Source organism: Candidatus Paceibacterota bacterium (assembly GCA_035583355.1).
Lineage (GTDB): Bacteria > Patescibacteriota > Minisyncoccia > Phycocordibacterales > UBA6899 > JAJZQJ01.
This window is the reverse complement of record DATEZQ010000003.1, coordinates 63,992-90,891: the sequence shown is the minus strand read 5'-3', so window position 1 is coordinate 90,891 and position 26,900 is coordinate 63,992. Positions and strand designations below refer to the sequence as shown.

General features: G+C 44.6%; 22 protein-coding genes. 17 read left to right on the top strand and 5 right to left on the bottom strand.

What is annotated here, in order from left to right; translation table 11 throughout:
• Positions 1–267 precede the first annotated feature (267 nt).
• The 3 genes from dnaA to VJ579_01765 all read left to right on the top strand — a co-directional run bounded on the left by dnaA (position 268) and on the right by VJ579_01765 (position 5,926).
• On the top strand, positions 268–1,647 hold the full coding sequence (gene dnaA / locus VJ579_01775; protein ID HXK37772.1) for a chromosomal replication initiator protein DnaA: 1,380 nt from the start codon (positions 268–270) through the stop codon (positions 1,645–1,647).
• A 480-nt stretch (positions 1,648–2,127) separates the two neighbouring features.
• Entirely contained in the window at positions 2,128–3,231 is a 1,104-nt protein-coding gene (gene dnaN / locus VJ579_01770; GenBank protein ID HXK37771.1) for a DNA polymerase III subunit beta, read from the top strand.
• Between the two features lie 262 nt (positions 3,232–3,493).
• On the top strand, positions 3,494–5,926 hold the full coding sequence (locus VJ579_01765; GenBank protein ID HXK37770.1) for a PBP1A family penicillin-binding protein: 2,433 nt from the start codon (positions 3,494–3,496) through the stop codon (positions 5,924–5,926).
• Between the two features lie 36 nt (positions 5,927–5,962).
• On the opposite strand, the gene VJ579_01760 is transcribed toward VJ579_01765, so the two are convergent.
• Positions 5,963–6,229 (bottom strand): hypothetical protein, encoded by a 267-nt coding sequence (locus VJ579_01760; GenBank protein HXK37769.1) that lies wholly within the window; start codon positions 6,227–6,229, stop codon positions 5,963–5,965.
• Positions 6,230–6,302: 73 nt separating this feature from the next.
• On the opposite strand from VJ579_01760, the gene tyrS reads away from it, so the two are divergent.
• The 8 genes from tyrS to VJ579_01720 all read left to right on the top strand — a co-directional run bounded on the left by tyrS (position 6,303) and on the right by VJ579_01720 (position 15,566).
• A complete protein-coding gene (gene tyrS, locus VJ579_01755) occupies positions 6,303–7,706 on the top strand; it encodes a tyrosine--tRNA ligase (GenBank protein ID HXK37768.1) in 1,404 nt (467 codons plus the stop codon).
• Between the two features lie 19 nt (positions 7,707–7,725).
• A complete protein-coding gene (locus VJ579_01750) occupies positions 7,726–8,259 on the top strand; it encodes a YebC/PmpR family DNA-binding transcriptional regulator (protein HXK37767.1) in 534 nt (177 codons plus the stop codon).
• A gap of 301 nt (positions 8,260–8,560) precedes the next feature.
• Complete coding sequence (locus VJ579_01745) at positions 8,561–9,064, top strand: crossover junction endodeoxyribonuclease RuvC (GenBank protein ID HXK37766.1); 504 nt, start codon at positions 8,561–8,563, stop codon at positions 9,062–9,064.
• Positions 9,065–9,163: 99 nt separating this feature from the next.
• Entirely contained in the window at positions 9,164–9,478 is a 315-nt protein-coding gene (locus VJ579_01740) for a hypothetical protein (protein ID HXK37765.1), read from the top strand.
• 637 nt (positions 9,479–10,115) lie between these two features.
• Positions 10,116–11,117 carry a Holliday junction branch migration DNA helicase RuvB gene (gene ruvB / locus VJ579_01735; GenBank protein HXK37764.1) on the top strand — a complete coding sequence of 334 codons (1,002 nt, stop codon included), beginning with the start codon at positions 10,116–10,118 and terminating at the stop codon, positions 11,115–11,117.
• 143 nt (positions 11,118–11,260) lie between these two features.
• Positions 11,261–11,872, top strand: a complete 612-nt coding sequence (locus tag VJ579_01730; GenBank protein ID HXK37763.1) for an AAA family ATPase — start codon at positions 11,261–11,263, stop codon at positions 11,870–11,872.
• A gap of 94 nt (positions 11,873–11,966) precedes the next feature.
• Positions 11,967–13,625, top strand: a complete 1,659-nt coding sequence (locus tag VJ579_01725) for a GspE/PulE family protein (GenBank protein ID HXK37762.1) — start codon at positions 11,967–11,969, stop codon at positions 13,623–13,625.
• Positions 13,626–13,949: 324 nt separating this feature from the next.
• The gene (locus VJ579_01720) at positions 13,950–15,566 is read left to right on the top strand and encodes a fibronectin type III domain-containing protein (GenBank protein HXK37761.1); all 1,617 of its coding nucleotides are present in this window, start codon (positions 13,950–13,952) and stop codon (positions 15,564–15,566) included.
• Positions 15,567–15,600: 34 nt separating this feature from the next.
• Here the strand turns inward: VJ579_01720 and VJ579_01715 are convergent, their stop codons facing one another.
• The gene (locus VJ579_01715; protein HXK37760.1) at positions 15,601–16,104 is read right to left on the bottom strand and encodes a tRNA (adenosine(37)-N6)-threonylcarbamoyltransferase complex ATPase subunit type 1 TsaE; all 504 of its coding nucleotides are present in this window, start codon (positions 16,102–16,104) and stop codon (positions 15,601–15,603) included.
• A 115-nt stretch (positions 16,105–16,219) separates the two neighbouring features.
• Here VJ579_01715 and VJ579_01710 point away from each other — a divergent pair, with 115 nt between their 5' ends.
• Complete coding sequence (locus VJ579_01710) at positions 16,220–18,616, top strand: DNA polymerase (protein HXK37759.1); 2,397 nt, start codon at positions 16,220–16,222, stop codon at positions 18,614–18,616.
• Positions 18,617–18,839: 223 nt separating this feature from the next.
• Here VJ579_01710 and VJ579_01705 read toward each other — a convergent pair whose 3' ends face one another.
• The gene (locus VJ579_01705) at positions 18,840–18,998 is read right to left on the bottom strand and encodes a hypothetical protein (protein HXK37758.1); all 159 of its coding nucleotides are present in this window, start codon (positions 18,996–18,998) and stop codon (positions 18,840–18,842) included.
• A 365-nt stretch (positions 18,999–19,363) separates the two neighbouring features.
• Here VJ579_01705 and VJ579_01700 point away from each other — a divergent pair, with 365 nt between their 5' ends.
• Entirely contained in the window at positions 19,364–19,951 is a 588-nt protein-coding gene (locus VJ579_01700; GenBank protein ID HXK37757.1) for a hypothetical protein, read from the top strand.
• A gap of 101 nt (positions 19,952–20,052) precedes the next feature.
• Here VJ579_01700 and VJ579_01695 read toward each other — a convergent pair whose 3' ends face one another.
• On the bottom strand, positions 20,053–21,150 hold the full coding sequence (locus VJ579_01695) for a glycosyl hydrolase family 18 protein (GenBank protein ID HXK37756.1): 1,098 nt from the start codon (positions 21,148–21,150) through the stop codon (positions 20,053–20,055).
• A 149-nt stretch (positions 21,151–21,299) separates the two neighbouring features.
• On the opposite strand from VJ579_01695, the gene VJ579_01690 reads away from it, so the two are divergent.
• Both VJ579_01690 and VJ579_01685 read left to right on the top strand, forming a co-directional pair.
• Positions 21,300–21,842: a hypothetical protein gene (locus VJ579_01690; GenBank protein ID HXK37755.1), complete on the top strand. Its 543-nt coding sequence runs from the start codon at positions 21,300–21,302 to the stop codon at positions 21,840–21,842.
• 57 nt (positions 21,843–21,899) lie between these two features.
• A complete protein-coding gene (locus VJ579_01685; GenBank protein ID HXK37754.1) occupies positions 21,900–23,048 on the top strand; it encodes a glycosyl hydrolase family 18 protein in 1,149 nt (382 codons plus the stop codon).
• Between the two features lie 23 nt (positions 23,049–23,071).
• Here the strand turns inward: VJ579_01685 and VJ579_01680 are convergent, their stop codons facing one another.
• Entirely contained in the window at positions 23,072–23,518 is a 447-nt protein-coding gene (locus VJ579_01680) for a hypothetical protein (protein HXK37753.1), read from the bottom strand.
• A gap of 105 nt (positions 23,519–23,623) precedes the next feature.
• On the opposite strand from VJ579_01680, the gene VJ579_01675 reads away from it, so the two are divergent.
• Together VJ579_01675 and VJ579_01670 are read left to right on the top strand one after the other, a co-directional pair.
• Positions 23,624–24,334, top strand: coding sequence for a hypothetical protein (locus VJ579_01675; protein HXK37752.1), 711 nt, complete (start codon positions 23,624–23,626; stop codon positions 24,332–24,334).
• 615 nt (positions 24,335–24,949) lie between these two features.
• A complete protein-coding gene (locus VJ579_01670) occupies positions 24,950–26,602 on the top strand; it encodes a tRNA uridine(34) 5-carboxymethylaminomethyl modification radical SAM/GNAT enzyme Elp3 (protein HXK37751.1) in 1,653 nt (550 codons plus the stop codon).
• Positions 26,603–26,900 lie beyond the last annotated feature (298 nt).

The window sequence follows — 26,900 nt, the reverse complement described above, 5'->3', positions numbered from 1 at the left end:
TTGTTTTGTTTTTTATTATGTGAAATTACATAATCGGTAGCGTCAACTTGCTATGCGCAGTCTTTTCACGTAATCTTCATATCAACACGTTATCCACAGGGTTATGAACAAAAGCGCCCATAGCGCAAATGGCATTCCCTCCGCTATAATGTGCACACGTTAACCGGCCCTTGTACGCTTACAAAAAATTTTTGACCACTGAATCAAATTGGACTCGGTGTTTAGAAATCAATGTTGGGGTACCAAAACTCAATTATACCTATGATCATGGAGAATAAGGAATTGTGGACACGTGCGCTTGTAGATATTGAACTCGAAGTTTCACCAGCGAACTTCACTACATGGTTCAAAAATACAAAGATCACCCGAATCGAACAGGGTACTGCTTTTATCGGCACAACCAATGAGTTTGCACGCGACTGGCTCGCAAATAAGTATAATTCCACAATTCTTCGTATCCTTCGCAATATTTCTCCAGAAATCCGTGCAATCGATTTCGTAATTGCGAAGAATATCACTCCAAATCAGGCCGGCCGTGATCTACAGCTCGAAAAGACTGAGTTCACCCAGAAAGCACGTGCGAATTCAATGAGTATGGCGGGGGAACTTCCTCTTGCAGAGGCTTATGTAAACAAAGAAGACGGCTTAAATCCTCGTTATACCTTCGAAAACTTCATTACGGGACCATTCAATGAGCTTGCATTCGCCGCATCTCAAGCAGTCCTCCGAAAGCCCGGTATCATGTACAACCCACTGTTCATCTACGGACAAACAGGTATCGGAAAGACCCACCTTACACAAGCATTAGGAAATGGTATTAAGAAGAACTTTCCAGGAAAGCGCATTCAATACATCAGTTCTGAGCGTTTCGCGAATGATTATGTTTCTGCGGTGCAATCAGGAAAGCATGCGGAATTCAAAGAGCGTTATCGTAAACACGATGTGCTCATCATGGATGATATTCAATTCTTTGCAGGTAAAGAGAAGACTCAAGAGGAGCTTTTCCATCTCTACGAAGCACTCCATGGAAACAATAAGCAAATCATTTTCTCTTCAGATAGGCATCCGAACTACATCAATGGCCTTGAGGATCGCCTAAAATCACGATTCGGTGCAGGAATGATTGTAGAAATAACAATGCCTGACTATGAATCACGTCTCGCTATCCTCCAAGAGAAGTCACACCAGCAAGGTGTCATCTTGAGTGATGAAATCCTTCGTTATGTTGCAGAAACCATACAGGCTTCCATTCGTGAGCTTGAGGGAACATTGAATCTAGTTATTTGCCAGGCACAATTGAAACAACGTGAACTCTCGGTGATGGATATTAAATCACTCATCAAGAACAATACGAAGCCAACACGCCCTGTATCAATCAAAGATATAGTTCGCGTTATCTCAGGTTTCTATAATATCGATGAAAAACATATTTACGAGAAGACGCGCCGAAAGGAAGTCGTCCGCCCTCGCCAGATCCTTATGTTCATCCTTCGAGAGGATTTCAATATCTCATATCCACTAATTGGACAAAAACTAGGTGGTAGGGACCACACCACAGTCATCCATAGTTGTGAAAAGGTAAAGAACGATGTGAAAACAGACGGTATTCTTCTTCAAGAAATTGAACAAATCAGAGCACTCTTTTAAAAAGCGCGTAAGCGCTTTTTAAATTAGAAGGAAAGTATCAATAAATATATATTAGGACTTTCTTAAAAAATATCTTCTTGATACTAGTATTCTAAGTGGTAGAAATGAAATAATTCAAATTAGTTTTATATGTAACTTCATGTACAAATGAACTACATTGAATATACTCCAATACTTGCAAAAGAGGTTGCTATGTAATGGTTTTTCAGCTGTCACCTTTTAACATACTTACGCACATTGGGGAGAGATGGTGGAGAGTGAGTGTTTTCCTGTGTGTTTCCAAGTGGGTAACTTTAAGGTATTCTAGAAGAGTAATGGGGATGAGATTGTTGGTATGTCTCCCTACTGTTGATAAGTCATTCTGCTCGGCAGTTTATCCACAGTAATGAAATGAAAAAGATGCTTAACTAGCCTCACTAAATCACTTCTATACACATACCCACAGTGCTCTTAATAATAATGAATTTATATATAAAGAATATGAAGCTCGAATGTGTAAAACTAAATCTGAAGGACGCACTCTTAACTGCTGAACGATTCACAGCGAAGCAAGCAACACTTCCTGTTTTGCGCTACGTACTTCTTATTGCAAACAATACGTCGTTGCGATTGCGTGCAACGAATCTCGATCTCGGTATTGAGATCGAGCTCCCTGCACGTGTTGAGCGTGAAGGAGTACTTGCCATCCCCGCAGATACATTGGGCTCATTCCTAAATAATCTCCCACAGGAACGTAATGTCACCCTCGAGCAAGTTGGTGAACATCTTACAATCACCGGTGAGAACTACTCCACACTCATTAAGGGTTATGGATATGAGGATTTTCCAACCCTTCCCTTTCTTGAAAAGGGGACACATATCACCTTGCCCGCAAAGACCCTTATTAGCGCTTTTAAGGCCACCTCATATGCCGCAGCGGTAACTGACGTTAAACCCGAGTTTGCATCAGTGTTGATGACTATAGAGCACGGTACGCTGTATTTTGTAGCGACCGACTCCTCGAGACTCGCAGAAAAGAAGGTTCCTCTTAAGTCAGTACCTGAAGAAGAGATTCGCGTGCTTATTCCTTCGAAGAATGTTACTGAGATCAGTCGCGCACTTGAAGGTGTTGATGAACAGGTGAATATCTACTTCTCACGCACGCAGCTTACGTTTGTTTGTGGACGTTTCCGTCTTACAACACGTCTTGTTGATGGTATTTTCCCTGATTATCATCAGATTATTCCAAAACAGGTAACTTCGGAAGCGACGCTATTAAAACAAGATCTTATTGATCGATTAAAGATTACAACTGTTTTTTCGGGTAAATTACACCAGGTTAGACTAAAAATCATGCCTTCTGAAGGGGTATTTGAAGTAGAAGCCCGAAACGATGAAGTTGGTGAGACTTCGCAACAGATCGAATCCGTACTCACTGGTGAATCTGTAGAATATCTTTTAAATACACGTTACTTAAATGATGTGCTCAGTGTTATTGCAACTGATTCAGTGGTATTTAAGTGTGCAGGTCCCGGAAGGCCTATCGTTATTGAAGGGGTAGCTGATGGTTCATTCCGTTATCTACTTATGCCAATGCGAGGGTAAAACTCATTAAACCTATAATATGTAACGTATTATAGGTTTTATTATTACTTCATGATTTATGACTTGCGATGAGAAGTGATATAATGTAAAACAGTCTACACTTATGCACTCACCAATTGCAATACCACCACACAGGAGGAAAAAATTAGGGAAAATGTATTGGTTTCAGTACTTTTTCACATGGTTTTTTCTTATTGGAACACTCATAACAAGTGTTTTTCTTGCTTGGGCACTCACTTTACAGATACCAGATTTCCAACTCTTGGATACCCGGTTCCGTTCACAGTCAACGAAGATTTATGATCATACAGGACAATATGTTCTTTATGATGTTTATGGTGATATTCAGCGCACAATTGTGCCGCTTGATAAGATAAATACAAACATCCAGCAAGCGACAATCGCTATTGAGGATGCAGAGTTCTATCAGCATTCAGGGATAAAACCACGAGCAATTCTTCGTGCAGTTTATGCGAATTTTACAAGTGGTGGTTATGCTCAAGGAGGATCAACAATTACACAACAGGTGGTGAAAAACGCACTGCTCTCTCAAGAGAAGACAATCACTCGAAAAGTGAAAGAGTGGATTCTTGCTATAAAGCTCGAGCGAGTAAAAAGTAAGAATGAAATTCTTGAACTCTATCTTAATGATGCTCCTTATGGAGGAAATATTGTTGGAGTTGAAGAAGCGTCAATGGGGTATTTTGGAAAGCATGCGAGTGCTGTTGATTTAGCTGAGGCAGCGTATCTCGCTGCTCTTCCACAATCCCCAACACGACTTCGCCCTCATGGTGGCGATGTAGCAGCACTTAATGCGCGTAAAAACTTGGTTCTAAAGCGCATGAAGGAACTAGGGATGATTACTGCAGATCAAGAAAAGCAGGCACGAGGAGAGGTGGTGAGATTTGATACCCCTCAAGATTTCGGAGGAAGTCTCGAGGCCCCACACTTTGTTATGGAGGTGAAGCAGCGTCTTGAGGATGAATATGGAGAGGAGTATGTGAAAAATGGAGGTTTAAAGGTTATTACTACACTTGATCTTGATTTGCAGCGTATTGCTGAGGATACTATTGCAAAACATCGTAATACACTACAATCAAACTTCAATGCTGATAATTCAGCCCTTGTTTCACTTGATCCAAAAACAGGACAAGTGCTCGCACTGGTAGGTTCTCGTGATTATCGTGAGAAGGGTTATGGAATGTTTAATGTGGTAAATGATGGACGACGCCAGCCGGGTTCATCATTCAAACCAATTATTTATTCTGAAGCCTTCCGTGAGGGATATCTCCCGAGTACTGTAGTGTTTGATGCTCAGACAAGTTTTGATACGCGTTGTGATATTGATGCAACAAAGATTCCAGAAAATAATACCGAGTGTTATCGACCAAAGAATTATGACGGAACATATCACGGTCCAATATCACTTCGTAATGCACTTGCACAATCACTCAATGTTCCAGCGGTAAAAATGCTTTATCTTGTAGGAATAAAGAAGTCACTCGCACTTGCAAAAGATCTCGGTATTACTACGCTTGATCATGCAGACCGATTCGGACTCTCTTTAGTGCTTGGAGCCGGTGAAGTTTCTCCACTTGAGATGGCGCAGGCATATGGAGCTTTTGCCCATGAAGGAGTATTACAGCCAGCGCAAATGATTGAACGTGTTGAGGATAAGGATGGAAAAATCATAAAAGAGTATACTAGTGAACCACGTGAGGTGCTTCCTCCTCAGGTTACACGATTACTTTCTGATGTGCTTTCTGATAATGTTGCGCGTACGCCCGCTTATGGCGTAGATTCAGCACTTCATTTTTCAGACAGGCAAGTTGCAGTAAAGACAGGTACAACGAATGACTCAAGAGATTATTGGGTTATTGGGTACACACCTTCAGTTGTTGCTGTAGTGTGGGCAGGAAATCATGATAATACCCCCATGGTGAAAAAGGCCGCAGGTTTCGCAGTGGCCCCAATTTGGCGCGACTATCTTGATGAGGTGTTTAAAAAATTCCCAGAGCGTTTTCCAAAAGATGAACGTTTTGTACCTCCTGATCCAATTGCCCCAAATACAAAACCCGCGCTCCGTGGAGTATGGATGAGTACAACACCATATGATATTGATACACGTACAGGGGTTATTGCTGATGCGAGTGTTCCAGTACAGTTTAGGGAACAAAAGTTGATACCAAATGTTGGTGAAGCACATGATATTCTGTTTTTTGTAAACAAAGATGATCCTACAGGACCTGTTCCCTCGAATCCTGGAAACGATGAACAGTTTGCGCGATGGGAGTTTTCAGCACAAAAATGGCTTAAAGAGAATGGTATTCCTGGTTCCGCACTTATTACTGTAGCTAATAGTACAATGCGTGAACAAACAGGACCATCCGTCGAAATAATTATTGATGAAGCGAACGCTGATAAGGTTGTTTCACTCCTTGATAAATATAAGGTGCAAACGAAGGTTACCTCAGTAAAAACGGTTGAGCGTGTCGACTTCTTCCTTGATGGGCAGTTTCTTGGTTCAGTACGACAACCACCTTATGAATTTGCATTTTCACCAGCAGAACACCAACTTTCTGCAGGTATTCACACAATACGTGTTGTAGCGGTTGATGCAGATGGAATTTCTGGTGAAACATCAATGGAGGAGAACTTCATTGATCAAACAGCATTAGAGACATCAGTACAATAAAGTAAAAAATAAAACATCGCTCACTTGGGCGGTGTTTTATTTGATATCCATGATGAGTTTTTGTGGAAGTTGTTGGAGTGCGAGAAGGAGTTCTTCTTTTTTGAAATAGATTACTTGTCTTTTTGCTGAATGGATGTGGAGAAAAAGAGTATGGTCGCGTACCTCAAATTCTTTTTCAGTTATTGTTACCCCGGTGATTTCTTTGATTACTTGGGTGATATCTCGACGATTATTATCGAGAGTGTCTAATTTCTCTTTGTATTTTGCAAGCAATCCTTCAAAGTGGTTAATCGGACCAGTCATATGTATTTATTATAACCCACATATAAAATTCGTGTATTTTGCGCAATGGAGCCATTTTTGCTAGTATTGGTCTATGACGACACTTTCTCATGAGCAATTGCTTGGTCTTGTCGATGACATGCTTACTCGCGGAGTTGGTAGTTTTGTGGATCCAGGGAATAAATTCCGAGAAAAACTCATTGCAAAAGCAGAGGGGAAATATGATAAGGATATTTACATCAAGTTTGGTGTCGATCCAACACGCCCCGATATTCACCTCGGACACGCGGTAGTGTTACGAAAATTACGGCAAATGCAGGATCTTGGTTGTAAGGTTATTTTCCTTATTGGTGACTATACTGCACAAATTGGAGATCCGACAGGTAAAAGTAAGGTCCGTCCAGAGATTGAGCAGCATGCGGTTGAAGAAAACATGCACACCTATCTTGCTCAGGTTGGAAAAATCCTTCGTACTGATAAAGAAGTGTTTACTTGGATAAGAAATTCAGACTGGTTTCTTTCCGCAACAGACCTTAATCTTCCTGATGATGCAGTTATTGAATTTAATGAACATGGACAGCACATTACATTCACCCCAAATTCTTTGATGGGGAAAATGGCTGCGTATCAAGAAACGCGCATGCAAGCAAAGATGGGAAACAGTCTTATTAGTTCTGTTTCTCTTACAAACTTACTCTGGACAGTAAAACATATCACACTCGCACAGCTTTCAGAGCGTGATATGTTTCAGAAGCGAATCAAAGAAGGAGAATCTCTTTATATGCACGAGATGCTTTACCCGATCATTCAGGGTATAGACTCAGACATGCTCGCACGTATTTATGGAAGTTGTGATCTTGAAGTTGGTGGTACTGATCAGACATTTAACCTTCTTATGGGACGCCGAGTGATGGAGATGAATCACCGTGAACCCCAAGCTGTGCTCTCATTTGAGCTCCTCGTCGGTCTCGATGGAAAAGAGAAAATGAGTAAGTCTCTTGATAATTATGTAAGCATTATTGATGGACCTACTGAGATGTTTGGGAAGATGATGTCTATTCCTGATTCTGTTATGGAGTCGTACTACACACTGTGTACATTTACTCCTATTACTGAGGTGAAAGAGATTCTTTTACAGATTAAGAATGGAAAACTTCACCCAAAGGAAGCAAAGATGAATCTCGCACAGCAGATTACTGAGATTTATCATGGACGAGCCGCAGCAGAAGCAGCGCGCCAGGAATTCGATGCAACGTTTGCAAAAGGAGGACTCCCTGATGATATTCATGAAGTAAAAGCAGTGAAAGGAGAGCTTCTTGTGGATATTCTCTTGCGAGAAAAGTTTGTTCCATCAAAAACAGAGTTTCGTAGACTTATTGAAGCGGGAGCATTACGCAGGAATGGAGAAGATAAACTCGCAGATTCTCAGCAAATAGTTCATGAGACGTTAGTGCTGAAGGTGGGGAAACATCGATTCGTGAAGATCACTGTCGATTAATAGCAAAAACTCAAAACACATGTCAGGACATAATAAGTGGGCACAGATCAAAAGACAAAAAGGGTCAGAGGATGCAAAGAAGAGTAAAATTTTCGGAAAGTATGGTTCCCTTATTGCTAATGAAGTGAAACGTTTGAAGGGCGATGTAAATGCCGCAAGCGTGAAAGTGCTTATTGATAAGGCAAAGAAGGAGAATATGCCAAAGGATACGATTGATCGCGCCCTAAAGAAAGGACAGTCGAGTGATATGGTTGCGTCAGAAGAGCTTATTTATGAGGCATACGGACCAGGAGCGTGTGCAATGATCATTGTTGCACTTACAAGTAATCGCAACAAGGCTGCGCAAGAAATAAAGCACATCCTTTCAAAAAATGGTTTTGCACTTGCATCAGCGGGTTCAGCAACTTGGGCTTTCACTCGTCATCCCGATGGAGAATATAGTCCAAACTCAACAATGGATCTTGAAGATGCGGATCTGGAGGCGCTTGAGAAGCTTGTGGATGAGCTGGAGTCTTGCGAAGAAGTCCAGGACGTATATACGAATGTAGAGTAAGAACGCCCCTTCGGGGACCAGGCGTTCTTGCCTGTAGAGGTCTCGCCACCGCGAGTCAAATCAACTCAATTAAAACTGCCACTAAAGCGTGGCTGTTTTAATTTTTCAGGTAAACGACATATTTTGGCGAGCTTTGCTTTGTTTCGGTAAATGACTCAGTCGATGGGCACCGAGCCCATCTCCTTAGAGTTCATTTACCTCCAACAAAGCAAATTTCATCCAAAATCTGTGGTTTTTTGTTTCAAAAAAATTTACCAAGTACAACTTTTTATTCCACTCGATTCTGTGGTACTCTGTGTTTATGAAAGTCCTCGCAGTTGATCCAGGGTTTGGGAGATGTGGTGTCGCAGTATTAGATGGTGATGGAAGGGGTGCAGAGGTGCGCTTCTCGACATGTATTGAAACACCTGCAAAATCTGCATTCGTTGATCGCCTAACGACAGTCGTCGAAACTATTGCCCACTTGATCGAAATACATAAGCCGGAGCTTTTTGTGATTGAAGGATTATTTTTTTCAAATAATGCAAAGACTGCACTCCAAGTGGCGGAGGTGCGCGGTGCATTACTCTACGCAGCAACAAAAGCTCACGTTCCTATTCATGAAGTGCATCCTGGTGCAGCGAAGATTGCGCTGACGGGTTATGGAAAAGCGACAAAGGCACAGATGATGTTTATGGTAGAAAAACTTACAAAACTACCAATGGAAAAAAGGCTTGATGATGAGTTTGATGCTATTGCACTCGGACTTGCTGCGCTCGCCGAAAACGCACATCGAGCCACAATGATCCGAAGTGGGGTACTCTAAAACGTTAGTTATCCACAGCTTTATTTTTAGGCTTGCACAAAATCAATTTTCAGTGTTATATTCCAATTAATCTATTAGGATTAAATACATTAAGACGCCATGAGTGACGACGCAGTAGGCATTTTGCCCGATGATGAGCTTGAAGAAGAGCAAACCAAATTCGGCCCAACGGGCGATGATTTTCTTGAAGACGAGGAATTGGTTGAGGTTGATATCGATGCACTCCATGAAGACGTGCTCCCTGTAGAGGAGGATGAGTTTGGTTCTCTTACTGATGAGTTCGGAGATACCTTGAAGCCAGAAGTTGGTGAAGATGAGGAAGAGGATGATGAGGAAGATTTCTATACAGACGAGGATGATGAGGCTCGTTATAACTTTAAGGCCGACGAGGATCCGCTCGAAGAAGGATTCTAGCGCATTTGCGCGATAAATAAAATACCAGCTGCGCGCAGTTGGTATTTTATTTTAAGCGGTGCCTGGCACCCGCTTGCGCAAATGCACCGTTCCGCTTGCAATATTACAGCAGCGGTTATTTTCCACAATTTGCCTTTGCTTCATTCCGCTCCGCGCTCAATGTATAACACATACACCTCGCTTGCGGTGCTCATTCCAGTAAAGGCAACTTGCGAAAAATTCCTCGCTGTTTCATTGGCGTATATTTGTGTTAATACAAAAGAAAAACTCGCTTGCGCGAGTTTTTCTTGCTTTCGTGGTCCTTACCCTCAATCGATTACCATAGACCGGAATCTATGGTGAAATGCATTCCTGAAGAGTTTGCCAGCAACGGTCGCTTGCGCGCCGAACCAATAAGTCTTTGGAGCTACATCATGGAAGCCTGTGGGGCTCTAATCGTTTGAGGGTGAGAACAGCGAACTTGTTTGCTCATGAACTATATCATGATAATTTAAAGTTGTCAAGTCTTTCTTGGGACAAGAGAATATAGCGCGATAGGAGCATCGCTATTTCTCCTGTTATACTGTGAGAGAAGTGCGCAAGACAACCTGTTTCTGTGCAACTTTAAACCGGAAGCAGTATATCATAAACAAATTTTATGTCAAGTGAACTCTCTAATATTTTACCGAACGGAAAGAATGATTCTCTTTTCCTTGATCAAAAACTCAGGCCTTCGTCGTGGGGTGATTATGTGGGGCAGGAGCATATTAAACAGAATTTGAATATCCTTCTTACTGCAGCAAAGGAGCGTGGTCATCCTCCAGAACACCTATTGTTTTATGGACCTCCAGGACTTGGTAAAACCACACTTGCACATCTTATTGCATCGGAAAGTAAGTCGCAGCTCAAGGTGACCTCAGGTCCTGCAATTGAAAAGGTGGGCGACCTTGCCTCACTCCTAACGAACATGAATCCCGGTGATATTCTCTTTATTGATGAAATTCACCGTTTAAATAAGATGGTTGAAGAGGTGCTTTATCCAGCAATGGAATCAGGAGTACTTGATATCATTATTGGAAAGGGGCCATCGGCGCGTACTATTCAGCTTGAACTCCCTGCATTTACACTCATTGCTGCGACAACACGTATTGCTGCATTATCTGCCCCACTACGCTCCCGTTTTGGTGGAGGCGTGTTTCGTCTCGAGTTCTATACGAACGATGAAATAGCACGCATTGTAACGCGTTCTGCGGATATCTTGGGCGTGAGCCTTGAGCCGGGGGCAGCGCTCGCAATCGCGCAGCGTGCTCGTTTTACACCACGTACCGCTAATCATTTTTTGAAGCGTGCTCGAGATTTTGCACAGGTACACAAGGTGCCACTCGATGAGAAGGTGGTGCGCGAGGCACTTGCTTTACTTGAGGTGGACGAGCTTGGCCTTGGAACTCCCGACCGTGAATTGTTGACGGTCATGATAGAAAAATTTAATGGCGGACCAGTTGGACTCAACACACTCGCGGCTGCAACGGCAGAGGAGATGGCAACTATTGAGGAGGTGTATGAGCCATACCTACTTAAACTAGGGTTCATTGAGCGCACACCGCGAGGTCGCACCGTGACCCCGAAGGCATATACGCATCTTGGTTTTGATTTAAAATAACCACTCAATAATTCGGGGTGGTTATTTTGTATTTAGAAAAATATGTGCTCTACTGTTGTGCTATAACATCTCCTCCACAGGCATGTAAATACTTTTGAGTACATAGGCATGTTATCGTAAACATAGACATAAAGGAGCACACCATGCAAAACTCACAAGAAGCAACCCTTACCGCAATTGTAGGACCTATGTACTCTGGCAAGTCAGAGGAATTGCTGCGTCTTATTAAGCGGGCGCAAATCGTGAAAAAGCGCATCTTGGTGATCAAGTCACCTGTAGATACGCGCTATGAGGATCATGTGGTGACACGCATCCTTGATCCAGAGGATTCCGAGAAATTCATCGTTGCGGCGAAGCATCCTGCTCACACAGTAAGTGATGCGGAAACGTTCAGGCGGTTGGTGCATGAACAGGATCCGCACATCATTGCAATTGATGAGGTGCAGTTCTTTGGGGAATGGCTTGTTGAGGAGGTGACAAACCTTCTTGAAGAGCATAAGGATAAGGATTTTCAGGTCGTAGTTGTTGGTCTCGACCTCGATTTCATGCGTCGTCCATTCGCGACAGTAGCAACTTTCCTTGCACTTGCAAACGAAGTGGTGAAGACAAAGGCATTCTGTTTTGAATGCTCAAGCCCCGCAAGTTTCACCCAGAAGAATATTTTCTCGAAGGAGCGCATTGAGGCTGACGCGGGTACAGATAAAAAGGTGTACGAGGCACGTTGTCGCCGATGTCACTCCATCCCGAGGGGTTAGATGTAGACCAAAAGGGCCCATTGGGCCCTTTTCTTATTCCTTCAGCACTGTTCTTGTGACGGTTTTATCTTTCCGTGTATGTTATTATGTAGCTATGGGTATTGATCCAATTATTGAACACCGTGAGCGCGAAGCTGAGGACCTCGCGCAGATTTTGGCTGAACGCTACAAACTTGGCTATGTGAATCTCAACGCTATCATTATTAAGAACACCGCCCTTCATCTCATTGACGAAGAGACTGCGCGTCGTGCGCGTGTTGTTATTTTTGACCTCGATGGGCATACAGCACATATCGCCGCACAGACACCGAATAACCCTGAGCTCCAGGGCATTATTGCATTTTTAAAGACCCACGGTCTTGATTCAGAAATTTTTCTTGCTTCAGAGTTTGCGATTACAAAAGCCCTTGAGGTATATAAAGAAACTCAACATACGACTGCGACAACAGGTGGAGCGCTCGGTATTTCTGAAGAGACGGTCCGAAAATATTCTAGTGTGGTCAAGCAGATCAAGGATGTGACCGGAGCGCTTGAGGAGATAAAGAAGCAGAATAGTCCACACGCAACTTCGCAAATCGCAGAGATTGTTATGGGCTGTGCTGTTGCATTGGGGATATCGGATATTCATATCGAACCCGAAGAGTTTTCGGTGCGTATTCGTTATCGACTTGATGGCATACTTTATGATGTTGCAAACATCAGTAGTGAGGCATACAGGAAAATGCTCGCACGATTGAAGTTGATGTCGGGTATTAAGCTCAATGTTACTGCAGAGGCACAAGATGGACGATTCACTATTCATCTCGGAGATACCAATATTGAAGTGCGTGTCTCAATCGTGCCCTCAACATACAATCAGTCAATCGTGATGCGACTCCTTAATCCTAAATCCATTAATGTTCCGCTTGAGGCGCTTGGAATGGATGAGGTCTTTTACAAGATCATGCTTGAAGAGATCAGTAAGCCTAATGGTATGATCGTGACAACTGGGCCAACAGGTTCCGGTAAGACAACGACGCTGTATGCGACACTGAAGAAGTTGCTTGATCCTGAGATAAAAATAATAACAATTGAGGATCCTGTCGAGTATCACGTTACCGGTATCGCTCAAACGCAGATTGATCATAGTAAGGGTTACGATTTCGCAGCCGGGCTTCGTGCTGCAGTGCGTCAAGATCCTGATGTTGTGATGGTTGGAGAAATTCGTGACAATGAAACCGCAAGCGTAGCCGTAGAGGCAGCACTTACGGGACATCTCGTACTTTCGACACTCCATACAAATTCTGCTGCGGGAGCTATTCCACGCTTCATTGATATTGGAGTGAATCCAAAAATTCTTCCCTCATCGCTTAACTTTATGATTGGACAGCGTCTCGTGCGTAAGCTTTGCCCAAATTGTAAAGAGGCGTATGTTCCTGAGGGTTATGAAGCAGAAGCACTTGCGCGAGAGATTCCTGAGATTACGAAGTATCGTCCAGATTTAAAATATTCTGGACAACTCTACCGTCCAAAAGGCTGTGAGGTTTGCAGTGGTATTGGATTCAAGGGGCGCATATCGATTTACGAAGGAATCCGTATGGATCGCGCAATTGAAGCGATTATTGCAAAAAATCCATCAGAGCATGAGATTGTTGAGGCCGCAAAGCCACAGGGGCTACTCTCTATGAGACAGGATGGAATCGTAAAGGCTATAAATGGGGTTACTGCGCTCAGCGAGGTCGCTGACGCAGTGGGGCTTATAGACTCTAGGTAAAACCGTATATTTTGGCGCATCTTGCCATGCTTCGGCATGCGACTCACTCGATGGGCACCGAGCCCATCTCGCTTGAGTTCGCATGTCTCCAGCACGGCAACCTGCACCCAAAATCTGCGGTTTTTTGCTGGGTGGAAATTCAAATTCCCTTTATTTGTAAGGCTTTTTCAATATATAAAGTATAGAGATAGGGTTAATTGAAGAGGTATTTATGAGGAAAATCCGGAGTATCGCTATATTTATAGGGGTTTGAGGGTAGGGGGAGGCTAGGAATATGGACCTTTGAGTGCTTGACAATTATGATAATTATGGTAGAATGTTTGAATGCAAAAGATAATCTACCTTATCTCAATATTCTCTCTCGTGCTTCCTGCCACCGTCTTTGCGGCTGGTTCACTTTCTGTGGAAACGAAGCCTGTAGTGCAAATCACGTACAATAGTGCGCAGATTTCAGCTGACATCACTGCTGGTGATACTCCTGACAATGTGTATTGGTTTGAATGGGGTGTTTCGGGTAGTGTTGAAGACACTGTCTTTAAGTCACCTGAGCGCACCGTTGGTACACGTTATACACGTACGGGCACCTATACGCTCCGCGGCCTTGCTCCTTCAACACAGTATTTCTATCGTGTTGTTGCAGAGAACCAGAAGGACCATATTGCAGGTAAGACAATATATTTTACTACAAAGTCATATGATGTTCCGGCTGAAGCGATTGTTATCGCACAGACAAGGGGCGTGACTTCGCTTAAGGATATTGGTGTGACCATGCACGGATATGTCGCTCCTCATAATGGTGCTGCACGTTATTGGTTTGAGTGGGGAACAGATAAGAATGTCGGTGCACTTACTTCAGATCACGCAGCAAATCGTGATGGTGGTGAAGTGAAGACAGAGCTCCACGGTCTTACCCCGGGTACTACGTATTACTATCGTATTGCTGCAGAAAATGATCGAGGAATCGTACGTGGTTCAATCAAGAGCTTCAAGACCACGGGAGTAAAGCCTGTCGTGGAAGAGAAGAAGAACCAGACCGCAGGAGCAGTGGATACAAAGACAAATGCAACACGTAGTGCAAGTTCAGGATCAAATGGTGGCCTTTTTGGGTCATTCGGCGGATCTTCAGATACAAACACAACAAAAAAGGATACCACCGATACAAAGGTTTCAGGTAGTGATCTCTCTGGTAGCGTTGGCTCTACAGTGAAGGATGTTACGGTCTCCGTGAAGGCTGTAGGCAAGGCGGGCACACACCAGACTATCGAGTATAAGCTCGCCTATGCATATAACCGCATCGATGCGGCGAAGAAGGCGCAGTTTGAGGTGGTGCTCCCAAGCACACTCATTTATATCGGCGATTCTACTGCTAACGAGTTGCTCGTGAAGGAAGGAAAAGATGGTTCACGTACGTACGTGCTCCCGATTGGTGCAATCAAGAAGGGTGATGCGCGTTCATTCAGTATTGTCACTATGACAACTGCGGATGCAAAGGGTATTCCTTCAGTAAATGCAAAGCTCATCTTCACGACAAAGAATAATGAACAGATGGTTGCCGGTGTTGCAGCAGCAAAGTCTGGATCACTCTTTAGTAACTCATCTTCAAACAAGACTACATCATCAGGAACATTTCCTACTACGATGATTATGTGGCTTATCATCCTCAATGTTGCGATTGCAAGTGTTATTGGTGCAATTCGTGCAAAGGAGTGGTACATTGCTACGCAGGCTCGTCTTAAAGAGGCAGAGGAAAAAGCAAAGGCCGCCGCACTTTCTATCAAGGCTGATCTCGCTAGTAAGCAGACCGCACCCGTTATGGTTGTAGTCCCACAGATGCAGCCCGAAAGCCCGGTCATTCATCAGTTCGAGCAGGAGCTCGACTCAGTGAAGGGTGAAGAAGTTGAAGAATTTGGTTTGCCGGGAGCGTATACTGTATCCTCATAATTAAACAAAAACTCGCCACTGGGCGAGTTTTTGTTTAGTTTGTTTGTGTGATAGTGCGTGTCGTTTCATCGACAAACTTGAATTGTAGGGTGATATTTCCCTTTGGGAGTTCAGCACCAAGCTGCTCGGGCCACTCAATGAAGATGATCTTACGTTCATCATTGAGAAGCTCAGGGAGTCTGAGTACTTCTGCTTCCTTCGGATCCTCCATGCGGTAGGCATCAATATGCACGAGTTCATGGAAATGTGGATGCGCACGTTCTTCTTGGGCATTTTCGAAGAGTTCTTCGGGTTTCTCGGATCCAGGAAGTGGATAGAATTTTGCGATAATGAATGTGGGGGAAACGATGTGGTCAGTAATCCCGAATTGTTTTGCAACAGACTTCACGAATGCAGTTTTTCCTGAGCCGAGATCTCCGGTGAGTGCGATTACTGTTGCGCCATCGTCGCTTGGGGTGAGAAAGGGGAGGAATTCATGAGCAACAAAGTCGTCGAGTGCATTGAGTGAATCAATGGTATATTCATGGCCTTTTATCATGAAGTTATTATATATGGAAAATGGAATATACGACAGGAGATATACATAAAATGGCTATGTGCTGTAATACTTTCCCTTACTGTTGCCGATTACGTTAACCCTGTATAATGTCCTCATGAAGAAAACAGGGAAAAAGCGTTTAGTGCTCTTTGACGCACACGCACTTATTCATCGCGCGTATCATGCACTCCCTGATATGTCGACCAAGCAAGGAGAACCAACAGGGGGACTCTATGGACTCCTCACGATGCTCATTCGTGCAATCGGTGATTACCGTCCAGATTACATCGCCGCATGTTATGATCTTCCCGGTAAAACTTTTCGTCATGTTGAGTATGCTGATTATAAAGGCACGCGTGTAAAAGCAGACGATGAACTCAAGGCGCAACTTCAGCGCTCTCGAGATGTTTTTGCGGCGCTCCATATCCCAATTTATGATGCACCGGGCTTCGAGGGTGATGATATGCTCGGTACGATTGTCGAGCAAACAAAAGATATCAAAGACCTTGAAGTTGTTATTGTAACTGGAGATGCTGATTCATTACAGCTCGTCGATGGCGAGCGCGTGCGCGTATTCACACTACGCAAGGGACTCTCTGATGTTGTCGTATATGATGCCGCTGCGGTCAAAGAACGATATGGTTTTGTGCCTGCACTCTTGCCTGACTATAAGGGATTTTGTGGTGACACATCGGATAACATTCCCGGTGTTGATGGTATTGGTGAGAAGACTGCGTCGGATATCGTTTCACGATTTGGTTCAGTAGAGGATATATATGCTCGACTTGAAAAGGACGAAGAGGGAATGCTCAAGGAAGGTCTGAAGCCGCGTACCATTAAACTCCTCAAGGAGGGGGCGGATAATGCAGTATTTTCAAAGATGCTTGCAACAATTCGTCGTGATGCGCCAATCAAATATGAATTACCTAAGGATACCTGGATCGATGCATTTACGGTCGACAAAGCACTTGCACTTTTCCAAGAACTTGAATTTCGTACATTGGGGGCACGTCTTAAGGCGCTTGCTGCTGAGGTAAAAGGGGTTCCTGTAGAAAAAGAGGCGATAGTCATTCCGGCGCCTTTTGATGATGAGCCGCATGATGCTGTACTGTTACGTAAGGCGCAAATCGCCTATTGGCTTATTGATTCTGAGAAGGGTGGCGCAACAAAGGAGACCATCTGTAGCTACACGAACACAACATCACTTATTGCCGCCATGGAAAAACTTGAGATAGAGCTTAAGAAGCTCGATCTCAAAAAACTCTATGAGGAGATAGAGCTTCCGCTTATACCTATCATTCAAGAACTTGAGTCGCGTGGTATTATGCTCGACAAGGATCACTTAGCGAAATTATCGAAAGAATATCACACGAAGATTGAGCGTATTCGTAAGACAATCTATACGCTTTCGGGTGAGGAGTTCAATATTAATTCGCCAAAGCAGCTTGGAGTTGTCTTGTTCGAGAAGCTCGGGATTTCCGAGAAGGGGATTCGTAAGACTGCAGGAGGTGGCGCGCGCTCTACGAAAGAATCTGAGCTTGAGAAAATGAAAGATGCACATCCCGTTATTGAGAAGATTCTTGAATATCGCGAGATCCAAAAAGTACTCACGACCTATATCGATGCGCTACCACCACTCGCTGATGAGCAGAATCGTGTGCATACGAAGTTGCATCAAGACGGAACAGTCACTGGTCGCTTCTCATCGACTGATCCAAATCTCCAAAATATTCCCGTGCGCGATGGATATGGGGAGTTGATTCGCGACGCATTCATCGCACCAAGAGGGAAGCTCTTACTCGCATTCGATTACTCACAGATTGAGCTTCGTGTACTTGCGATGCTTTCTGGAGATAAACATCTTCGCGATATATTTGAAAGTGGGGCGGACATCCATGCTGCTGTTGCATCTCGTGTATTCAATGTGCCAGAGGATAAGGTGAGTGATATGCAGCGCAGACGCGCGAAGACCATTAACTTCGGAATCCTCTATGGCATGGGAGTGTCTGCACTCGCCACATCACTCGGTGTTCCGCGCAGTGAGGCACAGGAATTTCACGATCAGTACTTCGCAGCATTCCCAACCATTCGTGCATATCTCGAGAATGTACTCAAGGAAGCGACGAAGTTGGGGTATACCACAACAATGTTTGGACGAAGGCGCCCATTCCAAAACCTGAAGTCGAAGATCCCATTCGTTAAAGCGATGGCGGAGCGTATGGCCATGAATGCGCCACTCCAGGGTACTGCCGCAGATCTTGTGAAGAAAGCGATGATTGCTGTTGATACTGCAATTAAGGCCGCTGGGCTTGAAAAGGAGATACAGCTCTTGCTCCAAGTACATGACGAGCTGATCTTCGAAGTCGTTGATAAGCCTGAGGTGGTGAAGCGTGCAAAGGAGATCATTAAGGAGGCGATGGAGGGAGTGCATCGTAACACCCCCGGCGCATCAATACCTTTACTTGTTACGTGTGCCAGTGGTCAGCGCTGGGGCTCACTCACTAAGAAATAAAAAATTTGGCGAACAAAAAACAAATAATTGGGCGAACTTTACCTTTCTTCGCCGCGCGATTCGCTCACCGTATTATGCATACGGCTCGCTAGAATTCGCGCGGTTCCAGAAAGGCAAATTTCATCCCAATTCTTTGTTTTTACAAATTCAAAAAAACAACAGGACCTCTGTTGTTTTTTGTTTGGAATAGAAAAGAAGCGCCGGATGGCGCTTCTTGGAATGGTTACATGCCGATGTTCAGTGATTGAGCATTGGCAAGACCGATGTCTAAGACATGAAAGAACGTGGTGAGGGAATGCGTGAAGCTGCTAAAAACTTCAGGCATCATGTTTCTAACGATGAGAAAGAACAATCCCCACCCCAGAGCCTGAAAGATTTTCATAGCTTTTTTCTTTGAGGAGGACACATACAGACAATGTACGTGCTTGGTGATTGCTAATCGCACCACCCCCTCGAGGAGGACATGAGGGCGCTGGTGAACGCTCACATGCTCTTCGAGAAGTAAAACACCTATTCACTTGTATCTACATTATAACAGATTTGTTAGTAATGTCAAGTTTTATTACATTATATATAAGGCCTCTGTTCAGCCATTAAATACTTCCTGATGTAAGTGATTTGCATTTATTCTCTCCAGGTTGCATGCGTTTGCTATTTCAGGCGCTTGTAGTATAACTTGGACAGGAAAGACAATACCGCAAGGTAGTGACTGTTCAACCGCAGTATCATTCGATCCGAGGAGGATCTATGCGTAATCGTCTGCTGTTCTTCGCGAAGGTGTTCGGATTCTTCTTCGTGGCCCTCTTGGTGCCGAATTTCATTCCGCTTCCCGTGCTCCATCCGCGCCTCGCGCTCATGCTGCTCGTGTGCTTCGGAATGTTCGGCTCGGGGTTCTGGGCCTTCTATGTGCTGTTCCCGGGAAGTCGCGATGAGCGGCTCAAGGAGCTCTCCCTTGTGGGGAAGCATGGCCTCCGTAAAACCGATGCCAACAGCTACACCTACTTCGTCGATCATCCTCCGCTTGCTGATGGGTCGCCTGACCCAAAGCGTCTGCGTTTCTTCTGGGAATGCAATGGTGATGAGATGGAGACCATCCTTCCTGTCGACCGTGTCTCGCTGAAGGTCGAGACATGCGGTTCCGCCTGTGTCGAGTTCTGTTTCAGTGACGCACAGAAAGGGAAGTGCAGCATGCTCGCGGGACTCGCGAAGCATCCGAATTGGTGGCTCGATGAGTCGCATGTCAAAGAGACCGGCTTCAACTTCGCACTCATCACGATGAGCCCCGAGGAGCTCAAAGGTGAAGTCTTTCTGAATTCCGAAGTCAAATATTTCTAAGCAGTAAGGGCAAGTTCGCTTGCCCTTTTTTATATAGAAAATGCTATAGAGTAGCCAGTATGCGCAAAACTATAAAGTAAAAGCCCCATACAGGGCTTTTACTATTTTATATATTTCCAAAAATCTTGATCTGCTTTGCCGTCTATTTTGAAAAGCGCTACACCTTTTACTCCAAGTTTTTTCGCATTCGCGATCTTTATGCGAATGGACTCTGCGTCTTGGAATGATGCGGAATATTCCACTCCATCTTTAGTGTAATGGAAGGTGCGTTCTCCTGAAGAACCACGCGCCGGGTAGATACCTTTATCAGAAGCGAGTTTGAGCGCTTCTGCATAGGTGATCGAGCGCATTTTATTGATATGCTGCTTTCCGCCCTTATCTATGGAAATTTTGAAGATAGTGCCGTAGGTGGGGATACCGACCACAAGCTTATTCTTTGGGATTTCCTTTGCTGCGAGATTGACGACCTTTGCAACCCAGTCAGGATCTGCAACTGGTGTATAGAAGGCGTATTTACTTTTCGCGCTCACAAGTGTGCGGTCGTCGTCTTGCTGGTCATAGGTCATAAGACGAACCTCATCACAATACTTCGCGAGGACCTTGTAATCGTTCACATACTGTGGCTTATCGGTTGCATTCGGTTTTCGGTCGGTATAAGGAGTACGTGCCTCAATCGTACACACAAGAAGTTTTTTCTTTGCATGGAGTCCAACGCCGAGCTCCTTTACGAAGGCACTGAAGCCGTCTCGAGATTCAAGGATCTTGCCTTCATAGTCAATATCGATGCCATCGAAATTGTTGCGCGTGACCAGTCCAATGATGTCGAGGACGTGCGCAGTGCGCTTCACCCTGTCATTCAGTGTTGCGTGGATTTCGTTTCCCTTGAACCAGGCAATCGATGGAATGATTTTCGTCTTCTTTTTTGATGTCGCAGCTGCCTTGTAGAGTGCTGGCCAAGGGTCCTTAAGGAGGTACATGCTATCGATGATTGTTCCATCAGATTCTACGGTGAAACTAAAAGGACTCAACTCGTCGAGCTGATTTACGTATGTGCTTGCGAGTGCGGTACTCGAGGCTTTATCCCAATAGGCAACCCATGCTTGGAAGGAAAACTTTGGTGCAGCCGTCTTTGTTGTTGCTGCAAAAGCAAGCGAGGGGAGAGAAAAAAGTATGATAAGTGAAAGAAGTGCGCGTTTCATGGTCATAGCATATAGTACTTAACTGAAAAATCCAAGCGAGCGTCTTTATATTCGACCAAAGAGGCTGAATGTGTTAAGATGCGTTGTTGCTCTATTGAGAAACAATACCGATCGGGTTTTGTGACTTGAAATTGGAGTATAATACATTTATGGTGAAAATAAAAGAAAGTATAAATATAGTAACTGAAAAGGTGCCCCGCGTGCGTTCTATCGCCGAGAAGGCAACAACGTGGATTGGTTCACCGGCATCACTTGTGGTCCACACCCTCCTCTTTTGTGCTTCCTTTGTTTTTGTCATGCTCGGGGCAAATTCCTCAACGGTAATGCTTGTGCTCACAACCGCAGTATCACTCGAGGCAATCTACCTCTCCATTTTTATCCAGATGTCGGTTAATCGCCATACAGAAAGTCTGGAGGGTGTTGAGGAAGATATCGATAGTATCCAAGCTGAGGTTCGAGAAATTGGAGACGATATCGACGAGATTTCCGAGGATGTCGATGAGATCTCAAAGGATGTTGATGAGATTTCCGAAGATATCGACGAAATCTCAAAGGATATCGACGAGATTTCCGAAGATATCGACGATATCCAAGAACATGATGAAAAAGAAGAGAAACCTACACTCGACAAGATTGAGGTTATGCTTAAGATGGCGATTGCTGACCTAGAGCGTCTAAAGTCACGAGTATAAAAAAGCGCAGTGCGCTTTTTTATTTTCAAAGGGGAGGGTGTGCAGTATACTATATATATGATAAGTATGACGACGCAGATCATCACCCTACTACTTGCTGCAGTTGTGGGAATTCCTGGAGCAAATTTGGCTTCTCAACTAAATATCACCACGTCCTTGCCCGAAAGCAGAGTCGCGCAGGTTGTTCCTTTGCGTACGCTTACTTTGCATGGCTGGGTACCTTTCTGGGCGAAGGAAGGTGGTGTAAAGGAGGTGCAGATGCATCGCGAGTCATTTACAACAATTAGCCCTTTTTCGTTCGAGGTGAACCCAGATGGAACATTATTTGATAGGTTCTCAGGCGATCGTGGCTTGTGGGGGCAATTGAGTACGAGCACCCACGGAGTAAGGATAAAGGTGGTGCCCACTATTGCCTGGTTTAATCCAGAGCAGATTGATCTAACACTCGGGAGTAGCACGCTCCGAAAGGCACACATTGCGATGATACTTGCAGCAGTAAAAAATGAAAAATATGATGGAATTGATATCGATTATGAAGGTAAATGGTTGCGCACACGAGATGCGTATTCCTTGTTCATAAAAGAGTTATCTATCGCACTCGCTAAAGAACAGAAGATTTTGCAGTGTACGGTTGAGGCGCGCACACCTGCTGAAGATCGTTTGTGGCAGCTTCCTCGCGGTATGTCTCACGCAAGTGATTATGCTACGCTCAATAAATACTGTGATTCGGTGCGAATTATGGCATATGATCAAAGAGATGATGATCAAACACTTGTATTTGAGAATGGAGATGTTTTCTATCGACCAGTTGCAGACAACGCTTGGGTAGAAAAAACAATCAAGGAGGCTATTTATGAAATTGACCGCAAGAAACTTGTTCTTGGTATACCAACATACGGAAATGTATATTCTGCAAAAAAGAATGGAGCACATACAACGTATACACATGTTGGTGCCTTGAATTATGGTGATGCGGTAAAACGAGCGAGACAATACAATACAACACCACTACGCAATGCAGCGGGTGAGCTTCAGTTTGGTTATAAAAAAGATAATGTACAGTATTTCATTACTTTTACCGATGCCGTTGCGGTGAAAAAGAAGTTGTTACTTGCTGAGCGTTATGGTCTTTATGGTGTGGCAATCTTCAAGATTGATGGAGGAATGGATCAACGTATTTGGAGTGAAATAAGGCAATACATATAAAAACTCACGCGATGCGTGAGTTTTTATTGATTGGTTGAGGTGTCGAGAATCTCAATGACCGCTTCAGTTGCCACATCACCATTGGTGGGGATCGGAGTAAGGCTCACTACACGAATAGAGAATAGAGCGTAAAGTGTTGGAATGTTGGTGTCGATGCGAATGTCTTCCTCGGTTGCGCTCGTATTGACGTGCATTACAAGAGTTGCGCTTCCCCTTACCATGCATTGTGTGCCTTCAGGGCAGCGGTCGTCGCTCTCGACTCTAGTGAGCGTGAATGAAATTCCGCGAACACTCACCGTTTGATTAAGACGGAAGCGGTGTTGACCCTCGGGGAGCGCTATTCCTGCTGTGTCTTTATTGTGGTCACGGGCAGGAGAAAAAGCCCCAGGCATTGCGAGCATGACTGACGAGATGACGAGAAGTGCGAAAAGTGCATAGACAAAGAAACGTAAGATGGGGTGTCCATTCATGTGCTGATTATAGCATGGCGTTTGCTCAAAAATCTTAAGTAATTGAGAGAATATTTAAGTTATCCCCGTATTCCCATAACCCTTAAAAGCCTATATAATAGCCGTATGTTGCTCGCATTTGTTGGAGATGATACGCTCGCAGCCCGCTCGGCGTTGCGTAGCGCGGTTGCGCGACTACAGGAAGAGGTTCCTGGGGCTAATTTTGTAAAATTTGACGACCAAAACTTCACTGAGGAGGCCGCATTGGAGTCATTCGTCGAGGGAAATTTGTTTGCACCCAAGAATATCATTATATTTGATGATATCCTCTCAAATCCTGCCGGAGAAGCGTTTTATAGTAAACAGGATCTTACGAGTGACCATATCGTTCTTATACGTGAAGTTGCTCCAAAGAAGCCATTGCTCGCAAAGCTTGAAAAGTATGGAGAAATATCACAATTTGCCCTACCGAAAAAAGAAAAGAAGAATGATTTTTCCGCATTTGCGCTCGCGGACGCTGCAATGGTTCGCGATCGAAAGACAGCCTGGGTAGAGTTTGAAAAAAGTAGGCGAAAGGGTGAGGCGATGGAGGCTCTTCATGGAATGCTCTTTTGGGCATTTAAGACGCTTACCGCGGTTGCTACGCTTCCAAAGGCTGATGCACTTGCGTCAGGAATAAAGGCAAATTCATACAATAGTGGTCTCAGGGGAATGGAGAAGTATAAGCCTACGGAAATATGTACGCGCCTCGATGATCTCAAGGACATGTATCATCGTGCCCATCGAGGAGAATGCGACCTGGAATACTCGCTCGAACAATTTCTCTTACAGCTGTAAAGGACATTGAAAATCGCTCAACTGAGCGATTTTTCCTTTACTGCCGTAAGAGAAATTGTTCGAGCTCCTGAGTCTGATTCGGCCTCCCGGCCTAGTTGGGGCGTAATAACGCCTCGACTGTGGATGGGGCGATATGTTGGGGCAACCCTGGTGGCTGTTAGTTTGTTTCGTGAGCGCGCTATACGCGGGATATGGTGAGCCAGAGCGCTCGCAGATAAGAGAAACCCCAAGTCGCAAAGCGTACTCGGGGTTGAATTGTTGGAGGAAAACGTATTTTTTTGTTGTGGAAAGAACAGGGTCGAACTTTTTGTTGCTATTTTAGTGATGATTTGGGCCAAATTTTTGAGGCCTCATATTGTTCACATAGCTGATTCGTATCTGTATAGAGTATATAGGACATATTGAAAGTCATCAAGGACTTCTTGTGGATAGCTGTGGATAAAACCATTTGATGTCCTTTATGAGTATGACAATTCTATAAAGGACATTGTGGTTGAGCGCTTTACTGGTAGTTTTGTTTTTTTTCTTTATGAAACATAATATATAATATGTCAATGTAATGAAGATATATCTGAGGGACAGGTATGGCATTTTATGCTACCTTAAAAACTATCTATGGGGATTTTTGAAGAACTTAAGACAGAAGCTGATGTTGTGCGTCTCAAGAAGCGTATAGCACGTGATCCTCTGCTTCGTGAACAGCTTGCTGCGGTGCGGGGGAAAGCCTTGTATACCAAAGGGGGATCGCGCCGCATTGATGCATTTATGATGCCCTCGACTGCGGAACTGCGGCAGCTTTATGAGTATCTTGTGCGTGATGGGGTAGAGTCAGCAAATCCACTCGTGGACCAGTTGCTTCGCAAGATGCGCACAAAGTCGAATTCTGGTGTAGCGGTCGTATCAATTCTCACTAAACCTTATGCATGTCCAGGACGTTGCACGTATTGCCCGAATGATGTTCGTATGCCAAAGAGCTATTTGGCGGATGAGCCTGCGGCGGCCAGGGCCTTGGCTAATGAATTTGATGCATATCGGCAAGTGACGACACGTCTTGCTGCACTTGTTGCTAATGGGCACCCCGTCGACAAGATTGAAATGATTGTCATCGGGGGAACCTGGAGCTTTTATCATCCGGTATATCAGGAAGAATTTCTCATTGGAGCATACCGCGCCTGCAATGATTGGGCGACGGGAAATGATTCACGTACCGAACAATATGAAGATATGCGTGCGTATATCACCTTATTGCAATCTCGTAATGAAACAGCGCATGCCCGTGTCATCGGACTTTCGATAGAGACGAGGCCAGATTATATTACAGACTTCGAGATTGCGCGTATGCGCATGCTTGGAGTGACGAAAGTCGAGATGGGGGTACAGCATCTTGATGATGCGGTACTTCAAAAGACTAAACGTGATATGAAGATAGAGCGTGTTATCACTGCAACTGAGCGGCTTCGTGATGCGGGTTTTAAGTTGGTGTATCATATGATGCCAAATCTTCCTGGCTCAACCCCTGAGCGCGATGTTTCAATGTTTGCCGACCTATTTAGCGGCAAGGACTTTCAGCCTGACATGCTGAAGATCTATCCGTGCATGGTACTCAAAACCACCGAGCTGTATGACGAATACCTGCGAGGAGAGTTTCGTCCGTATACCGATGGGGAGCTCGCGAAGGTGCTCATTGGTGCAAAGAAAGCTGTACCACATTATGTACGCATACAGCGCGTGGTTCGTGATATTCCTGCAGGACATATCGAAGCGGGGAGCAAGATCTCGAACCTTCGTGAGGTTATCGCGCAGGATATGCATGAGCACGGATGGTACTGCAAATGCATTCGCTGCCGCGAGGTGCGCGAGTCGGAAGTATGCGCAGATGATTACGAACTAATAGAACGTGGTTTTGAAACGACGCATGGAAAGGAGTATTTTCTCTCTTTCGAAAAAGATGATCCGTTGGGTGGGAAGCTTGCGTCGTTTACACGTCTGCGTATCCCGAATGATTTCGGTAGTGCACCGCTTCCTGAACTGCTTGGTGCAGCACTCATTCGTGAACTCCATACGTATGGACAGCATACTCGTGTGGGGGCAGAGGGAACCCAGTCACAACATGTAGGATTTGGGCGACGGTTAATTGCGCGCGCAGAAGAAATCGCACGTGAACATGGTGCAAAGAAACTCGCAATCATTGCTGGCGTAGGTGTACGCAAATACTACGAGAAGTTAGGCTATTATCTCGAAGGTACCTATATGGTAAAAGAATTATGATATAATTATTTTATAAAAGATTAATCATACGACCATGGGAAAAGGTGATAACCGCTCCAAGAAGGAAGTGAAGAAGCCAAAGAAGGCTGCAGTAAAGAAGTAATCTTCCAGAAAACCACAATGTGTAAGCATTGCGGTTTTTGAATACATTCTTAGCTACCCAGTTGGAATCGCCCCTTCGTCACATCAGTATTCTGCTCCGCGCTGCTCGCAGAATACTGTGTGCGAGTAGGGCCAGGGCTCGGCCACGGCCGCTTCGGCTGGGAGCCTCAGCGGCCGGCTTCGCGGCCTCCGCCCT

What these genes read in the sequence shown, in the direction of transcription:
- dnaA (HXK37772.1), top strand. Translation starts at nt 268, where the DNA reads ATGGAGAATAAGGAATTGTGGACACGTGCGCTTGTAGATATTGAACTC.
- dnaN (HXK37771.1), top strand. Translation starts at nt 2,128, where the DNA reads ATGAAGCTCGAATGTGTAAAACTAAATCTGAAGGACGCACTCTTAACT.
- VJ579_01760 (HXK37769.1), bottom strand. Translation starts at nt 6,229, where the DNA reads ATGACTGGTCCGATTAACCACTTTGAAGGATTGCTTGCAAAATACAAA.
- tyrS (HXK37768.1), top strand. Translation starts at nt 6,303, where the DNA reads ATGACGACACTTTCTCATGAGCAATTGCTTGGTCTTGTCGATGACATG.
- VJ579_01750 (HXK37767.1), top strand. Translation starts at nt 7,726, where the DNA reads ATGTCAGGACATAATAAGTGGGCACAGATCAAAAGACAAAAAGGGTCA.
- VJ579_01745 (HXK37766.1), top strand. Translation starts at nt 8,561, where the DNA reads ATGAAAGTCCTCGCAGTTGATCCAGGGTTTGGGAGATGTGGTGTCGCA.
- VJ579_01740 (HXK37765.1), top strand. Translation starts at nt 9,164, where the DNA reads ATGAGTGACGACGCAGTAGGCATTTTGCCCGATGATGAGCTTGAAGAA.
- ruvB (HXK37764.1), top strand. Translation starts at nt 10,116, where the DNA reads ATGTCAAGTGAACTCTCTAATATTTTACCGAACGGAAAGAATGATTCT.
- VJ579_01730 (HXK37763.1), top strand. Translation starts at nt 11,261, where the DNA reads ATGCAAAACTCACAAGAAGCAACCCTTACCGCAATTGTAGGACCTATG.
- VJ579_01725 (HXK37762.1), top strand. Translation starts at nt 11,967, where the DNA reads ATGGGTATTGATCCAATTATTGAACACCGTGAGCGCGAAGCTGAGGAC.
- VJ579_01720 (HXK37761.1), top strand. Translation starts at nt 13,950, where the DNA reads ATGCAAAAGATAATCTACCTTATCTCAATATTCTCTCTCGTGCTTCCT.
- VJ579_01715 (HXK37760.1), bottom strand. Translation starts at nt 16,104, where the DNA reads ATGATAAAAGGCCATGAATATACCATTGATTCACTCAATGCACTCGAC.
- VJ579_01710 (HXK37759.1), top strand. Translation starts at nt 16,220, where the DNA reads ATGAAGAAAACAGGGAAAAAGCGTTTAGTGCTCTTTGACGCACACGCA.
- VJ579_01705 (HXK37758.1), bottom strand. Translation starts at nt 18,998, where the DNA reads ATGAAAATCTTTCAGGCTCTGGGGTGGGGATTGTTCTTTCTCATCGTT.
- VJ579_01700 (HXK37757.1), top strand. Translation starts at nt 19,364, where the DNA reads ATGCGTAATCGTCTGCTGTTCTTCGCGAAGGTGTTCGGATTCTTCTTC.
- VJ579_01695 (HXK37756.1), bottom strand. Translation starts at nt 21,150, where the DNA reads ATGAAACGCGCACTTCTTTCACTTATCATACTTTTTTCTCTCCCCTCG.
- VJ579_01690 (HXK37755.1), top strand. Translation starts at nt 21,300, where the DNA reads ATGGTGAAAATAAAAGAAAGTATAAATATAGTAACTGAAAAGGTGCCC.
- VJ579_01685 (HXK37754.1), top strand. Translation starts at nt 21,900, where the DNA reads ATGATAAGTATGACGACGCAGATCATCACCCTACTACTTGCTGCAGTT.
- VJ579_01680 (HXK37753.1), bottom strand. Translation starts at nt 23,518, where the DNA reads ATGAATGGACACCCCATCTTACGTTTCTTTGTCTATGCACTTTTCGCA.
- VJ579_01675 (HXK37752.1), top strand. Translation starts at nt 23,624, where the DNA reads ATGTTGCTCGCATTTGTTGGAGATGATACGCTCGCAGCCCGCTCGGCG.
- VJ579_01670 (HXK37751.1), top strand. Translation starts at nt 24,950, where the DNA reads ATGGGGATTTTTGAAGAACTTAAGACAGAAGCTGATGTTGTGCGTCTC.